Annotated in this window: 14 protein-coding genes; 4 read left to right on the top strand and 10 right to left on the bottom strand. The window is 33.8% G+C overall.

Annotated elements, in window-relative coordinates; translation table 11 throughout:
• The first annotated feature begins 27 nt into the window (after nucleotides 1–27).
• The 3 genes from ACEN2I_RS06160 (at nucleotide 28) to ACEN2I_RS06150 (ending at nucleotide 4,262) form a co-directional block, all read left to right on the top strand.
• Nucleotides 28–3,399 carry a CheR family methyltransferase gene (locus ACEN2I_RS06160; RefSeq protein WP_441765220.1) on the top strand — a complete coding sequence of 1,124 codons (3,372 nt, stop codon included), beginning with the start codon at nucleotides 28–30 and terminating at the stop codon, nucleotides 3,397–3,399.
• Between the two features lie 280 nt (nucleotides 3,400–3,679).
• Nucleotides 3,680–3,985, top strand: coding sequence for a DUF1275 family protein (locus tag ACEN2I_RS06155; RefSeq protein WP_441765219.1), 306 nt, complete (start codon nucleotides 3,680–3,682; stop codon nucleotides 3,983–3,985).
• A complete protein-coding gene (locus tag ACEN2I_RS06150; protein ID WP_441765218.1) occupies nucleotides 3,867–4,262 on the top strand; it encodes a YoaK family protein in 396 nt (131 codons plus the stop codon). Before ACEN2I_RS06155 ends, ACEN2I_RS06150 begins: the two co-directional genes overlap by 119 nt.
• Before the next feature lie 292 nt (nucleotides 4,263–4,554).
• On the opposite strand, the gene ACEN2I_RS06145 is transcribed toward ACEN2I_RS06150, so the two are convergent.
• From ACEN2I_RS06145 to ACEN2I_RS06125, 5 genes are all read right to left on the bottom strand, one after another.
• Nucleotides 4,555–7,065 carry a cation-translocating P-type ATPase gene (locus ACEN2I_RS06145; protein ID WP_441765217.1) on the bottom strand — a complete coding sequence of 837 codons (2,511 nt, stop codon included), beginning with the start codon at nucleotides 7,063–7,065 and terminating at the stop codon, nucleotides 4,555–4,557.
• 15 nt (nucleotides 7,066–7,080) lie between these two features.
• Nucleotides 7,081–7,890, bottom strand: coding sequence for a universal stress protein (locus ACEN2I_RS06140; RefSeq protein WP_441765216.1), 810 nt, complete (start codon nucleotides 7,888–7,890; stop codon nucleotides 7,081–7,083).
• 78 nt (nucleotides 7,891–7,968) lie between these two features.
• The gene (locus tag ACEN2I_RS06135; RefSeq protein ID WP_441765215.1) at nucleotides 7,969–8,448 is read right to left on the bottom strand and encodes a hypothetical protein; all 480 of its coding nucleotides are present in this window, start codon (nucleotides 8,446–8,448) and stop codon (nucleotides 7,969–7,971) included.
• Nucleotides 8,449–8,464: 16 nt separating this feature from the next.
• A complete protein-coding gene (locus ACEN2I_RS06130) occupies nucleotides 8,465–8,776 on the bottom strand; it encodes a hypothetical protein (RefSeq protein WP_441765214.1) in 312 nt (103 codons plus the stop codon).
• 309 nt (nucleotides 8,777–9,085) lie between these two features.
• Entirely contained in the window at nucleotides 9,086–9,745 is a 660-nt protein-coding gene (locus ACEN2I_RS06125; RefSeq protein ID WP_441765213.1) for a DUF6629 family protein, read from the bottom strand.
• A 290-nt stretch (nucleotides 9,746–10,035) separates the two neighbouring features.
• Here ACEN2I_RS06125 and ACEN2I_RS06120 point away from each other — a divergent pair, with 290 nt between their 5' ends.
• Nucleotides 10,036–10,638 carry a 2,3-bisphosphoglycerate-dependent phosphoglycerate mutase gene (locus tag ACEN2I_RS06120; protein WP_441765212.1) on the top strand — a complete coding sequence of 201 codons (603 nt, stop codon included), beginning with the start codon at nucleotides 10,036–10,038 and terminating at the stop codon, nucleotides 10,636–10,638.
• Nucleotides 10,639–10,664: 26 nt separating this feature from the next.
• On the opposite strand, the gene ACEN2I_RS06115 is transcribed toward ACEN2I_RS06120, so the two are convergent.
• From ACEN2I_RS06115 to ACEN2I_RS06095, 5 genes are all read right to left on the bottom strand, one after another.
• Nucleotides 10,665–11,771 carry a sensor histidine kinase gene (locus ACEN2I_RS06115; protein ID WP_441765211.1) on the bottom strand — a complete coding sequence of 369 codons (1,107 nt, stop codon included), beginning with the start codon at nucleotides 11,769–11,771 and terminating at the stop codon, nucleotides 10,665–10,667.
• A gap of 457 nt (nucleotides 11,772–12,228) precedes the next feature.
• The gene (locus ACEN2I_RS06110; protein ID WP_441765210.1) at nucleotides 12,229–12,726 is read right to left on the bottom strand and encodes a 4'-phosphopantetheinyl transferase family protein; all 498 of its coding nucleotides are present in this window, start codon (nucleotides 12,724–12,726) and stop codon (nucleotides 12,229–12,231) included.
• Entirely contained in the window at nucleotides 12,723–12,977 is a 255-nt protein-coding gene (locus ACEN2I_RS06105; RefSeq protein ID WP_441765209.1) for an acyl carrier protein, read from the bottom strand. Before ACEN2I_RS06105 ends, ACEN2I_RS06110 begins: the two co-directional genes overlap by 4 nt.
• Before the next feature lie 12 nt (nucleotides 12,978–12,989).
• Nucleotides 12,990–14,264, bottom strand: a complete 1,275-nt coding sequence (locus ACEN2I_RS06100) for a beta-ketoacyl-[acyl-carrier-protein] synthase family protein (RefSeq protein WP_441765208.1) — start codon at nucleotides 14,262–14,264, stop codon at nucleotides 12,990–12,992.
• A complete protein-coding gene (locus tag ACEN2I_RS06095) occupies nucleotides 14,261–14,698 on the bottom strand; it encodes a 3-hydroxyacyl-ACP dehydratase FabZ family protein (protein ID WP_441765207.1) in 438 nt (145 codons plus the stop codon). Before ACEN2I_RS06095 ends, ACEN2I_RS06100 begins: the two co-directional genes overlap by 4 nt.
• Nucleotides 14,699–14,701 lie beyond the last annotated feature (3 nt).

The following is a 14,701-nucleotide window of genomic DNA, read 5'->3' as shown; positions in this document are numbered from 1 at the left end:
GCTCTATAAAAAATTAAATTACAAGTCATGCACTATAAAAAAAACATCGTGCCCAAAGCTACACGTCAGGATTTCCCTATTGTTGGCATTGGAGCTTCTGCAGGGGGGCTTGAGGCTTTTACCCAGTTTATTAATGCAATCCCCGCTGACTCTCAGATGGCTTATGTTATTGTCCAGCATTTGCACCCACTGCATAACAGCATACTTACAGAACTGCTATCTCGTGTAGCCAGAATACCAATTATTGAAATTACAGATGATATTCATTTGGCTCCGAACACTATTTATGTTATTCCAGAAAACAAAATACTTACCTCTTTTGATGGAGTCCTAAAACTAAGCCCACGTATTGATTCACCGAAAAATCAGGCTATTGATATCTTTTTTAATTCATTGGCAGAGGTTCATCTTAATCTGGCGTACGGGGTATTGCTCTCCGGAAACGGATCTGACGGAACAATTGGACTGCGATCTATTAAAGAACACGGAGGTATAACTTTTGCTCAGGACATAGCGGCTCTTTATAATGAGATGCCACAAAACGCAATTAATGCAGGAGTAGTTGATTACGTATTATCACCGTTGAAAATAGTATCAAAATTAATGGAGCTTTGTAAAGCAAAAGCAATTGCCGGAGAAGATAATAAACTTAATGATGAGGAAATATTTGACGAAATTATTAAAGTTCTGCGTGACCACAGCGGGGTTGATTTTGCATATTACAAACAAAGTACAATACGCCGACGTATTGCAAGAAGAATGGCCTTAAATAAAATTGTGACTTTAAGGGATTACCTTAAAGTTTTGCGAAGTGATAAATTAGCTTCTGAAGATTTATTTAATGACCTGCTGATACCGGTAACAGAGTTTTTCAGGGATGTTAAAATTTTTCAGATCATGAGGGAAAAAGTTTTTCCGTTATTAGTAGGAAGAGTACCTGAAGGTAATGCAATACGCATCTGGATTGCAGGATGTTCTACCGGCGAAGAAGCTTACACGCTGGCTATTGCGCTTCATGATTTTTTGGGAGAAAATCTTCAGGGAAAAGAAATCCAGATTTTTGCCTCCGATATTTCAGAAGTCGCTATTGCCAAGGCAAGATCCGGATTTTACAGAAAATCGCAAATGCGCAATGTTTCTGACGTTATGCTGTCTAAATATTTTACGTCCAATACCAATGGTTACACTATTAAAAGACAAATTAGGGATTTATGCGTTTTTGCTGTCCATAATTTTCTTGTCGATCCTCCCTTTGCCAGAATGGATCTGATCACCTGCAGGAATGTATTTATCTATATGGATACACTTTTGCAAAAAAAATCTTTGAGTACATTTCATTATGCTTTAAAGGAAAACGGTTTTTTACTTTTAGGAAAATCCGAAACGGCAGTTCCGGCTGGCGAACTTTTTCATCCATTTGATAAAGCCGGAAAAATATACACCAGGAAAGACGTTTCAGGAAGATCATCACATTCTCGCTGGGGATTGGGAGACAGTGATAAATTAAAAAGTTTTAAATCACAGCTCCCTAAAAAAGAAATCATAAAAGAGGATTTTATAAAAAGTGCAGAAACAATTCTCCTCTCCAATTACAGACCAGCGAGTATTATCGTAAATGAACAGGTAGATATTTTGCATATTATTGGTGATATTACTGAATTTGTTAAATTTTCACAAGGCAAGCCCACCTTTAATTTACTCAAAATGGTTCGAGAAGGATTGGCTTTTGAACTTCGTAGTGCCTTGCATAAAGCTAAAGAAACTGAATCTCTCGTAAAAAAAGAAGGAATACAGGTTAAAAATAAAGAGATTGTAACTGAAATTACAATTGAAGTACACCCGCTTCCTGATAATTCTGAACCCTGTTTTCTAATATTGTTTTACAAAGCCAGTACGCACCATCCACAAGTAGTATCAAATAATTTAACGGATGAAGAGAAGCGTAATGATGTCAATTTAAAAAGAATTGCTCAGCTTGAAAAAGAATTAGAAAAAATACACAATGATGTAAATGCTATTAGTGAAGAACAGGAAGCTTCAAATGAAGAACTCCAGAGTGCCAATGAAGAATTATTAAGTGGAAGCGAGGAATTGCAAAGTCTGAATGAAGAATTGGAAACGTCTAAAGAAGAATTACAATCCAGCAATGAAGAATTATTGCAGATTAATCAGGAGCTTTTAAAAAAGCAGCAGGAAATTAATATTGCAAAAAATTATACTGAGTCAATTGTAGCCACGCTTCGTGAACCAATAGTAGTTTTGGATAATGCACTTAGAATAAAAAACATTAACAATGCATTTTCTAAAAAATACAATATTACTAAAGAAGAGGCGGTAGACAAGCTCATATATGAAATTCAAAATCATCTTTTTGATGATATTCAAATGCGTGCCATGCTTGAAAAAGTCCTTCAGCAAAAAACACAGCTTAACGATTATCAGATATCGGTAAATCTTTTGCCTTATGGCGAAATTATATTGCTTCTAAATGCAAGACAAGTTACAAATGAAAACAGTAAAAAACAATTAATTCTGCTGGCTATTGAAGATATTACCGAACGCAGGAACATTGAAAAAAAATTACAGGCAATGACTGATGTTTTAGAAATAAAAGTTCAGGAACGAACTGTAGATCTGCTCACAGCCAATAAGGAATTGGAAAACTCTGTCAAAAATCTGCATACTGCCAATGGCCAATTACAGGAATATGCCTATGTAGCCAGTCACGATCTACAGGAACCACTACGTAAAATATTAATGTTTATCAGCAGGCTTTTAGGAATGGAAGAAAAAATTTCTGATCCGGCCCTTTTATTGCTTGAAAAAATCAGCCAATCATCTATAAAGATGAATACGCTTATTAAAGATTTACTGGCCTATTCTTACCTTGATAATACCGACAGGCAATACACAGCGACTGATCTGAATGCGGTAATTGAGAATATTTTAATTGATTTTGAACTACTGATTCAGGAACGTAAATTTAAAATTAAAATTGGTCATTTGCCTACTATCAATGCCATTCCGCTGCAAATGAATCAGCTTTTTTATAATTTAATCAGTAATGCCATTAAGTTTTATAAAAAAGACAATTCAATTTCTAAAATAGAGATAAGTTCGAAAAAGCTGACTTTAAAACAAGTTAAAAATTATTCCCAACTGGATTCAGGTTTAAACTATTGTGAGATTATCATTAAAGATAATGGAATAGGATTTAATCAGGAATATGAAAATAAAATTTTTACAATTTTTCAAAGGCTTCATGACAATGAGATGTATGTAGGTACAGGTATTGGACTATCAATTGGAAAAAAAATTGTCGAAAATCACAAGGGCATTATTTTCTCGAAAGCTAAGCAAAACATTGGTGCAGAATTTCATGTTATATTGCCCATTTAGGGTTATTATCAATGACACCTTGTCAATGAGTTTATAATAAAGCATGAAAGATTGAGGTTTTTCTTGGCTTCTTTTTTAATACCTCATAAATTTGCAGGTTTAATTACATAATATTTTTACAAGAAATTACTGATATAAAAAAGTCAGTTTCAGCAGAAGCGGTATGGAAATTGAAAGCAGGCAATTATAGTTGTGCAAAGTTAAATGTCATAACAGTAAAATACAACGAAAATTTTCTAAAAGGATATTATAATTTAAGAGTTATAAAATACCATAAACAATGTTCAAACATCAGGGAAACAAAAGAAATCAAAGTCATAATCTTAAAATTGCCTCGTTATTATCCTTTGTTACCGGAGTGGTTAATGTTGCTGGTTTTTTGGCAGTTCAAAAATTAACCACCAATGTTACAGGACATTTTGCGTTTTTTGTAGATGAAGTTTTCAAGCTTAATTTTAAACAAGGATTTGTTTATTTTTTATATATTTTGTTCTTTTTTTCTGGGGTCTTTTTTTTCAAGTCTTTTGGTAGAATTCTTATTACGAAAAAAGGAAAAATACACTTACGTAATTCCAACAGCAATTGAAAGTGCAATTTTATTCACAATCACAATTTTTGGAGAATATTTAGTTATAGATAGTCCTAATTTTTTGGTATATATATTATTGTTTGCAATGGGTTTACAGAATTCTTTGGTAACAAAAATCTCTAATGCTACTGTAAGAACAAACCACCTAACAGGACTTTTTACAGATTTCGGAATCGAATTGTCTCAGTTGTTTTTTTATCGTCAGGAACTCTGTAGAAAAAAACTCTTTGTTTCTATAAAATTACCATTGAGTATTATCAGCTTTTTTTTATAGGCGGAATTACAAGCGGTATTTTTTATTCTAAATTAGGATTATCTGTTTTATTAATCGGAGTGGTGGCACAGTCATTATTATAAAAATTAACGACAGGAAACTCAGTATGCAAAGGAAGATGGCAATACTTTGGGTATTTTTTTTGTTTCCATCCAATTGCAAAAAGGTAAAAATAGAGTAACCAAGATCCCGCTAATACATAATGGCATCAGCAGGTCTTTGGCAAGATATAGTCCTGTAAAAACTAAAAATAAAACAGGTAGTTTTTTTATAATTGCTCTAAGTGATAGTTTCATGCTTTAAATTCTTTAAAATTTCGTTTCCATAATTTCACTAATTCGTACCAGATGACAGAGAAGAAACCAACTAAAATTGCTACAGATAGCAGTAACATTGGCAGAGGCTCAAAAGAAAAGAATTTTGAAAATGTTGGTATAAAAAGTATCATGCCCGTTATGACAATCGTAATTCCTATAATAAGAGGAACTAAATTGTTTTTGTAGCGCAAAGTGGTAAAAATAGAATAGTAAAAAGAGCGGTTCATTAAAGTTAGAAAAATATTGGCTGATACCAAAACTACAAAAACCATTGTACGTGTGATTTGTTCGTTATGTCCTTGATAGATAGAATATTGATAAACAGATAATGATCCGATAGTGATTACCAATCCTTGTAAAATACTGGTCGAAAGTTCCTTCCAGTTAAAAAATGTCGAAGTGAAAGGTCGTGGTTCCTGTGCCATTGTATTTTTTTCCATTGGTTCATTTTCATACACAATAGAGCAGGTAGGACCCATCACTAATTCTAAAAAGATAATATGAATAGGGGAGAATATATTTGGATATCGCCAGCCAAGTGCCAGTGGAATAAAAACCGTAAATATAATAGGAATGTGGATCGAAATAATAAACTGAATTGATTTTTTGATGTTGGCATAAATCTTTCTGCCCATCGCTATGGCATGTACCATTTTTGAGAGATCATCATTGACTAAGATAAGTGACGCTGCCTGCTTGGCAATTTCAGTTCCTTTTTTTCCCATTGCAATTCCTATATGAGCGGCTTTTAGCGCTGGACCATCATTTACACCATCACCTGTCATGGCTACAATTTCCTTATTTGATTTCAGGGCACTAATAATTTTGAGCTTAGCCTCAGGAAACATTCGGGTAAATAAAGTACTATCTCTAACGCATTTTTTAAGTTCTTTTTTGTTAAGTTTCATCAGCTCCTCTCCTGAGATGCTTTTTTCGTATCCCTTAAAACCAATTTGTTTAGCGATGGATGAAGTAGTCAGGGCGTTATCACCCGTTATGATCTTTACATCTATTCCGGCTTTATAAAAATGCTGTAAAACGAGCTTGATATTCTTTTTTGGAGGATCATAAAAGGCTAACAATCCAATGAATTCGAACTTAAATTCCTGCTGCGTTTTGGGGTAATGCTCAGATGTCAGATGCGTTTCGCCCACTGCCAGAACACGGTAACCTTCCTTGGATAATTCCTGAATTGCTTGTAGAATTACTTTTTTTTGGTCTGCAGTAAGTGCAGATACTTCCATTAATGCTTCTGCACCTCCTTTAGCGGCAATGATCTTATTACGTGTTTTGTTTTCAAAAACGTGCGTCATCATTGGAGGCTTTCCCGACAAAGGATACTCATGTACCAGTTTGAAGTCAGGTCGCTCATCTTTTTCGATGATTTTTGTATAAGTTTCATGAAGAGCAATTTCCATTGGGTCAAACGCAATAGGTTCGCTTGCCCACATCGATAGGGTGATTAATTTTTTATCCTCATCAGATAATGAACCTTTCAAATCGCTTATTTTCTCTGATTTTAAAGAAAAAATCTTAGCCAGATTCATTTTGTTTTCGGTAATAGTGCCTGTTTTATCAATACAAATCACGGTGGCACTTCCTAATGTTTCGACGGTTTTCATTTGTTTCACAATAATTCCTTCTTTCATCATTCGCCAGGCGCCAATAGCCATAAAGGTTGTAAAAGCGATCGGGATTTCTTCGGGCAGGATGCTCATAGCGAGTGTTAGGGCTTTTAGTAAACTCCCGAATACCTTAAAGGAATGAAAATAGTTGATTGCCCAAACAATCAAAAAAACTATCGATCCGGCAATAGCCATTTTTTTTACGAAATTGCCAATCTGAAGTTCCAGAGGCGTTTTTTCTTCTTTTATTCCCTCAAGACTTTTACCTATTTTACCCAGTTTGGTTTCGCTTCCAATGGCAGTGACTCTCGCAATAGCTAATCCGCCTACAACAGTCGTTCCTTGATAAATTATATTGTCTTTGGTGGCTTTGTCTTTATTGACTGCCATGGATTCTCCGGTAAGGATCGATTCATTTACAGAAAAATCATTAGAATTAAAGATGATACCATCGGCAGCAATTAAAACGCCTTCTTCTACCAAAATGCTGTCTCCAATAACAATTTCTTCTGTTTTTATTTCTACAGAATCTCCATTTCTTATGACTTTGCATTTAGGTTTGGTAAAGTTTTTTAAAAGTTCCAAAGCATTTCGGCTTCGGGCATTCTGGTAAGATGAAATAGCTGCAATTAAAACAATTGCCGAGGCTAAAAAGATACCATCAGCCGTTTTTCCGCTAATAAAATAAATGCTTGATGCAACGAACAGCAGGATCATCATGGGTTCCTTGATCATTCGGATCATTGCAGCGGTATAACGGTTTGTTTTTTTATAAGAAGATACATTTTGACCGTATTTTTCTCTGGCTGCAAGTACTTGGGAGCTTGTTAAACCGGCTGTATTGAATTTGTTTGTAATCATGATTAAATTATTTTTTTATTTCCTGAAAACAAGAATGGGGGTATGGGTGTCAAAGCCTAATTCCCTGGTTTTACTCGAAAGAAATTGTCGTTCAAACCAGTCACGGTTTTGTTTGGTAAACATGACAATGATTGAGGGTCTTATCTCTCGGGTATCTACTTGCAAATGATCGAGTAAGGAATATTCGATATTTAATTTTTTAAATTTAAAAGAGACTTTATCTGATTGGTAGTTTTTGGCTATCGTATTAAAATCATGTTTAAAATCACCCTGATCCAATAAGGCATCGTAGTGATAAACAGCAACATCCGCAGCAAACAGAGCTGCGAATTTTTTAACAAAAGTGAGTTCGATACCTATTTTTGCAAGATCTGAGGCATATAATAAAAGATGTATTGCCTTCCTGCGATACGTATACGGAATGATCAAAAGCGGAATAGGGGAAGTCGTAATCAGTTTTGTGGCAGTAGTTCCTATCAATTGGTTAAATATTCCTGGACCGGACGTATTGATACAAATAAAATCGACATTGCATTTTTGCGCATATGCTATAATGGCCTTGTCTACATGAGTATGGTTTTCGGTTACAAATTCGGCTTTATCAACTTCTTTTTCGGTTGTTTTGTAAATAGATAATATGAATTTTTTAAGTTTATAATCCTGAGTGGTTTTTTTATAATAATTGTCGATACTATTCTCAAAGGTTTTGGTGTTTACACTATAGAATATGAGTTCACAGGGAGTCTGAACCGCAAATTGAATCGCAAATCGTATTCCTGCTCTTGAGATATTGGAGAAGTCAGTGGTAACAAGTAATTTTTTCATGGTATTTACTTTTAAAACTGAAATAGTTATTTGAAGGTTTATCTAAAATTATTTCAGTGCTTTTTGGATTATGCATTTCTATTTCAGTTTCATTTCATTGAGGTTCAGATTTAGTTTTGTCCATTTAGTTTTGTCCAAATGAAGGGTATCTATATCAGTTGTCCATTCCATAAAAGGCGCTAAATAGTAGATACCTACAACACGTTTTTTGTAGCCAAAAGCAAATCGGTCTCCCCTAAGCTGATAGTTAATTGTTTTAGCCGGATTGTCTATGTTTTTGTAAAGTATTATTTGTGTTTTCCAGTCTCCACCCCACGTAAAAAAAGCTTTAAGTCCGCATAAGATCAAAATAATAATAAAGGCAGAAATAATGGAACCGATCGTTTGTAGTTTTTTAAAAAATTGCCCGATAATGATTACCAGCGACGATGCTGCAAAAAATAAAAAAAAGAAATGTACGCGATAATCATTGATATGAAACAGGGTATAACTGTTGAGTAGAATGATACTTATCGAGATTACAAAAATGACAGCAATTGAGGGATTCAGTTTTTTCATCGTTAGTATGTGTTTGTTATTTTTGAATGTCTTTTACTTTACGAATAAAATCAGCTGTTGCAGGATCAGCTGCAGTTCCGTAAGCATCTATGAGAGTTCCTTTTTCATTCGTATTGGTTTCAATTGCGTACATAATCGAGCTGTCATCAGGACTTGATTCGCCTTCAAAACGATAGAAATGGGCAATTTTTATCTGACTTGGCGTGAATTGATCGTCTGTTTTGAGAGAAGCCATAATTTTTCCGTTAATCTCAAATTGGGATGTAAATCCAAGTCTTTCAATTTCAGCTAGTACAGTTATCAGGCTATCCATATTTACTTTTTTCATAATTTTATAATTTTTGTCAGGTAATGTTTAATTGCAATACATTTTAGGAGTTGTTTCAGCTTCTTTTTTTTTTATGATAACTCTTTATTGAATCTGTTGGAGTAACAATTTTATCCAAAGCAAAAAATCCAATTCTGCATCTGAAAACAAGGCCTCCAATGATGGTTTCTATAACTTTTCCTATTTCTTCATTAGCTAATTACTTTATTTAAGCAAAGCCGAATTTTGTTCAGGTTTTAAGAAATATTTTATTTTTCTAAATATTTAGATGCAAAAGTTTACTGTTTTATTGCTGTTTTATAGCTTTTTTTAAGTATGTTTTTCGCGATGACTGTTTCTAATTTCGGACATGATCAGGTAAACTGATAAGCTGATGACAGAAGCAAAGAAGCACCATACTGATACAAGATAATTTTCGTAAAAAATAGTTGTAACGACATACGATATTAAAACCAGAACGCCTAACCACCACATACGTCTGATGTGCGAGAAGAACGGGGGAAGAATTGTAGCAACAATATAAAGAAAGCCTCCCATTACTCTAAAGTTTTCCGGATAGGTTTGAATATATGCGATATGATAACAATCAATCACAGATCTGATATTAAAATGAAGTAAACAGTACGCTAGGTATAGGGAAACCAGTATCCCAACTGCTACGAGTATTCTTTGAGTTTTTTTTCTGGTTTTTTCTTTTTCCAATAGCAATATGGCAACCGGAATCCAAACGGGCCATATAATTTGTGCAATAATCAGATAAAAGTAAGTGATGCCAGTTTGTATGTAGGCCAATTTCTCATTTGGAATGGACAACCATAAAAGGCCTTCGGAAAACTGCTGTACAGCAAATATAAACGGTATTAACGCAAATATCATTTGGGAGGGATGCTGTACTTTTTTTATAGAGGCAGCTCCAATAGCAGTAAGAACAATACCGGCACTAAAACTTGCTGTAGCAGAAAAACACATATAAAATGATTTTTAAGTTTAGGATTTATTTTTGTTCTTTTTTGTTTTTAAACCTACAGTATCCATAAGCACTGTAGCTGTTATTGCTACTAAGACGATAATGGTGAATAGTATTCTCATGATTTTAGTTTTTAATAGATTTAATTGACTTGTAAATTTTTAAAATGATAATGTAAATTTGAGCAAATAGTACTACTTGCAAAATGATTCAAAACACTTTAAAAAGTGATCTTAGACACTTATTTATGCTCTTTTTTGAGTAGCTTTGATATTCATTTTAAAGAAAAAGAATGGCAGTATTAATCCTTGTCAGACACGGACAATCTCTTTACAATCTTGAAAACCGATTTACCGGGAATCTGGATATCGCACTCACTGATTTGGGAAGAGAACAGGCAAAACAAGCAGGAGACAAACTTGTCGATTATGTTTTTGATATTGCTTATACTTCTATGCTCATAAGAGCCCAGGAAAGCCTGCAGATTATCCTGAGTGAAATGAAAGTTACAATTCCGGTTGTAAAAGATAAAGCTCTCAATGAGAGAATGTATGGAAGTCTACAAGGTCTAAATAAAGAAGAAACAGCAAAAAAATACGGCTTGACCCAGGTTGATATATGGAGAAGAAGTTATGATGTTTGCCCGCCTGATGGAGAAAGCCTTTTAGATACACATAATAGGGTAATTCCGTATTATAAGTCTGAAATAGAACCGAAATTAAAAATACAGCAAAATATTTTAATTGTTGCACATGGCAATAGTCTGAGAGCACTAATGATGTATCTAGAAAACATCAGTCCGCTTGACATTGTTAAAGTAAATATCGCAACAGGAATACCAAAAGTTTATACTTTTGATAGGGATTTGCATCTATCTAGTGTAATTAATTTATAGTTGAAATAACGATAGAGGGTTTTACACTAACTAATTTGAACTAATGGCAATGTAAATTTAAAGACACTACCTTTTTCATGTTTGCTTTCTACCCAAATTTTACCTTGATGGATGTTAATAAATTCATTGCAAAGTAATAGTCCTAATCCGCTTCCGGCTTCGTTTTCTGTCCCTTTTTGGATTACTTTTCTATTAATTTTAAATAACTTTTCTTTTATATCATCAGGAATCCCAATGCCGTTATCAGTGATAGATATTTCTACTTTTTGATCCGTTTTTACCAGCTTTACTTTGACTTCGCCATTTTTGCCTGTAAATTTAACTGCATTACTCAGTAAATTGCGTAAAATGGTATCAATCATATTTTTATCAGCTTCAACTTCTATAAACTCTGCCGATTCAAATAAAAGATTTATATTTTTATTTAATGCTGCATGTATGTTCAATTCAATATTTTCATTAATCAATGTATTTAACATTATTTTCTTTGGACTGAAAGTAATCATTCCAGTTTGTACCCGTGACCATTCCAATAGATTTTCAAGTAATTTATAGACATTTTTGTTAGATCGATACAACGTTTCTGAAACTTCCCTGATTTCTTCACGGCTGTATTTCTCAATGTCTTCAACTAATAATTCTGAAAGCGAAACAGCTGATCCCAATGGCCCTCTCAAATCATGGGATATAATAGAAAAGAATTGATTCTTGTCGTCCAGAAGTTTCTGTATTTTATGGTCTTGTTTTTCTTTTACTAACAACAAAAATCCAATAATTCCAATAAGTGCCAACAGAAATAAACTAATACTGTACAAACTATCCAAAATATCATAAGAAAATAGATCATTTTGAGGATAAATATATCTGTAAATGGCCCGTATTACAATCAGAATTTCAAATACTATATAACAAAATACATAAAAGGTCCTGAAAACGTTTTGTCGCTTTTCATTAAAATAACTGATGGTTGGTGGTAAATATATAGCAAATATTCCAATAGATAGAAGTATAACACGAGTGTTTGTTGTACAATCTAATAAAGTTCCCAAATTAAAAATTAATATAGCAACAATAGTTATTCCTATTTGTAACCCATAATGTTTTTTTGCATTTTTTGTAAGCAATGATAACATAGCTATCGTTTCATAGCAACAGGCGCAAAAAATTATGGAATTGGCAGCATTTATTGAAAGAAAATCGTAAATTATATTTCTTAAAAGAATCAGTATCCATGCAATAGTAAGTAATAATTTCCCTAAGCTAAACCATTTTAATGTTCTCCTGTTATCAGTGGTAGCGTAGGAAAATGAATAACTGAAAATAAGTATACAGGTAAAAAAATTGCCCCAAAAATAAAGTAGAAAAATAGTTTTTGGATCTAAATGTAAAAGTTCGGGCATTATTTATTTTAGCTTATTAAAAATGGATTTGGCAAATATACAAATCTAGGATAATAATCAAATGTAATATTATATACTTACGTACTATAAAACGCCACTGTCGCTTGATTGAATCTAATACCAAAAGGTTAAATCAAATTATAATCAACACGTTTTGATATTGCAGTCTATTAATTTTTGTGATTACTTTTTAAATGATAGTAACTATTTTTTCAAATCGACCATGGTTACTAACTGACACATCCTTAATGCCATTTGATGTATCATTTAAATAAGGAATTCCATGTTGATCTTTAAAAACTCCTATGTTTTCAATTTCAATTACATTATTTAAATCATTAAAAGAGATAACTGCAATAGTATGTATGCTATCTGTTAGAATGGTAGTTTTGGTGTAATAAACATTCTTTTCACAAGTTACCTGACCTGTAATATAACTATTGCTATTTGATATAATTGTACAAATCAATTTTTTAGGAATGTATTCCCTATGTTTTGTTTGTCTGTTATAAATTTTATAAGCCGCTTCTTTCATGCTCCAAAACAGCCAGATCAAAATTTCAGGATTGGCATCTTTTTTTATAAGTACTTGTTCTTCAATGGTAAATAACTTTTCAACAAATCCTCTACGCCGCCAATTGCTTTCCTGACGTGATTGTAATAGGTCGACCACGTCATTACCAATCATTTTGCAGCAAGTTTAGTTTCTATAATTTCTACTGCAGTTTTAACATCGAGCATTCTTTCCATATCAGTATTATCAATAACAACATCAAAGTTTTCTTCAATATCCAGTATAATATCTACTAAATTAGCCGAATTGATTGCAAGATCATTAATAAAATCAGTATCTTGTGTAAGGTTGTCATAAGCATCCATATTTGCTGTATAAGGCTTAATGATGACTTTTAATTTTGTAATAAGTTCTTCTTTGTTCATACGAGAGATTAGTTAATTTTTAAATTTTTTAAATACTATACAGGCATTCACATCGCCAAAACCAAAACTTGCTTTTGCAATAATATTCACATCAGTATTAAAGGTTTTAAATGATACCTTTGAAAAATCAATTATTGCAGCAATTTCCGGATGAAGGTCTTCGCAATTAGTATTTCCAAACAAAAAGCCTTCGTGAAGCTGTAATACCGTGGCTACACTTTCAATACTTCCAGCTGCACTCAGGCAATGACCGGTCATACTTTTAAGGGAATTTATATACGGAAAATCATTTCCTTTTCGATTTAATGCTTTGGTCCAGTTTTCGATTTCAAGGCTGTCTTTTGTCGTAGCTGTAAGATGGCCGTTTATAGAATCAATATCTATAGAAGATATTCCAGAATTACGAATCGCATCCGTAATACAGCGCTGCACTGCTGTACTGTTTGGCGCGGTCATGCTTCCGTTTCCGCGTTGGCCACCGGAGTTTACATTTCCGCCTAAAATTTCGGCATAAATAGTGGCACCACGTTCTAAAGCAGTATCCAAATCTTCAATAACCAAAGCTCCGGCGCCACTACCTGGTACAAATCCAGCTGCAGTTGCACTCATAGGTCGGGAGCCAAGCTCAGGCTTTTCGTTATATCTGGAGCTGCATACCCTAAGTGCATCAAATCCTGCCCAAATATACGGACCGCTGTCTCCTGTACTTCCTGCCAAGATGCGGTTAGCTTGTCCGGATTTGATTCGGTCATACGCCATTATAATTGCTTCTGTGCCTGTTGAACAGGCAGATGAATTGGTAGTTACCTGATTTCCGAGACCAAGTTTACCACCAAGATAAGCACTTATACCGCTGTTCATAGTTTGCGCTACAACGGTACTTCCTAATTTACGCGTCTGGAATTCGTCAATTTTATAAATGCTTTCGCGAAATTTATCTATACCGGAGGTGCCTGATCCAAAAATAGTTCCGCTGTTCCAATCTGGCTCTGCGTTAATTTCTATTGGCAATCCTGCATTTTTCCAGGCTTCCATACCCGCAATAACACCGTATAAAATACCTGTACTATTGAATCCGCGGAGTTCTAGATCTGTAAAATATAGAGATTTAAGTTCATCGTTTATTTCAGGTTTGCCTGCTATCTGACAAGAAAATTGAAGCTTCTGTAATTGTGTATCATGTCTTATACCTGAAACTCCATTTTTTATGGCATTAGTAAACGCAGCAATTCCAACCCCATTTGGAGCTGCTACGCCTAATCCCGTTATTACAACACGTTTACTCATAATTTTGTTGTTATCATTCCGGATAAAACTCCTTTGCAAACTTCCTGTCCGGCTTCATTTTTCATTACCGCTTCACATTTTAATTTTCCAAACCTGAAAAATGTTTTTTGAGAAGTTACCGTCACTTTTTCATTAGGATATACCGGTTTTAAAAACTGCATATCTGCCGATGTAAAAGCTATAACGGTTTCTGTACTAAAGGCATCTCCCAATAAATAGATTCCTAAGCAAACCATACCTATTTGTGCCATAGTTTCGGTTAAAATTACTCCGGGAGTTACAGGATTATCTTTAAAATGACCTTTATAAAAATCCAGATCTTCCTTAAAAGTATAAGTTCCTGACACACTGTTTTCATCAACATCCAGCAATTTATCTACAAATAAAAAGGGTTCGGTATAAGGCAATTTTTCTACAATATCATTCAGTTTCATATG

The organism is Flavobacterium sp. W22_SRS_FK3 (genome assembly GCF_052113665.1).
Classification (GTDB): Bacteria; Bacteroidota; Bacteroidia; order Flavobacteriales; family Flavobacteriaceae; genus Flavobacterium.
Note: the sequence above shows the minus strand (reverse complement) of the source record. Positions and strands in the feature narration are given on the sequence as shown.

Coding starts and splice junctions, on each gene's coding strand:
- ACEN2I_RS06160 (WP_441765220.1), top strand. CDS start 28: ATGCACTATAAAAAAAACATCGTGCCCAAAGCTACACGTCAGGATTTC.
- ACEN2I_RS06155 (WP_441765219.1), top strand. CDS start 3,680: ATGTTCAAACATCAGGGAAACAAAAGAAATCAAAGTCATAATCTTAAA.
- ACEN2I_RS06145 (WP_441765217.1), bottom strand. CDS start 7,065: ATGATTACAAACAAATTCAATACAGCCGGTTTAACAAGCTCCCAAGTA.
- ACEN2I_RS06140 (WP_441765216.1), bottom strand. CDS start 7,890: ATGAAAAAATTACTTGTTACCACTGACTTCTCCAATATCTCAAGAGCA.
- ACEN2I_RS06135 (WP_441765215.1), bottom strand. CDS start 8,448: ATGAAAAAACTGAATCCCTCAATTGCTGTCATTTTTGTAATCTCGATA.
- ACEN2I_RS06130 (WP_441765214.1), bottom strand. CDS start 8,776: ATGAAAAAAGTAAATATGGATAGCCTGATAACTGTACTAGCTGAAATT.
- ACEN2I_RS06125 (WP_441765213.1), bottom strand. CDS start 9,745: ATGTGTTTTTCTGCTACAGCAAGTTTTAGTGCCGGTATTGTTCTTACT.
- ACEN2I_RS06120 (WP_441765212.1), top strand. CDS start 10,036: ATGGCAGTATTAATCCTTGTCAGACACGGACAATCTCTTTACAATCTT.
- ACEN2I_RS06115 (WP_441765211.1), bottom strand. CDS start 11,771: ATGTTATCATTGCTTACAAAAAATGCAAAAAAACATTATGGGTTACAA.
- ACEN2I_RS06110 (WP_441765210.1), bottom strand. CDS start 12,726: ATGATTGGTAATGACGTGGTCGACCTATTACAATCACGTCAGGAAAGC.
- ACEN2I_RS06105 (WP_441765209.1), bottom strand. CDS start 12,977: ATGAACAAAGAAGAACTTATTACAAAATTAAAAGTCATCATTAAGCCT.
- ACEN2I_RS06100 (WP_441765208.1), bottom strand. CDS start 14,264: ATGAGTAAACGTGTTGTAATAACGGGATTAGGCGTAGCAGCTCCAAAT.
- ACEN2I_RS06095 (WP_441765207.1), bottom strand. CDS start 14,698: ATGAAACTGAATGATATTGTAGAAAAATTGCCTTATACCGAACCCTTT.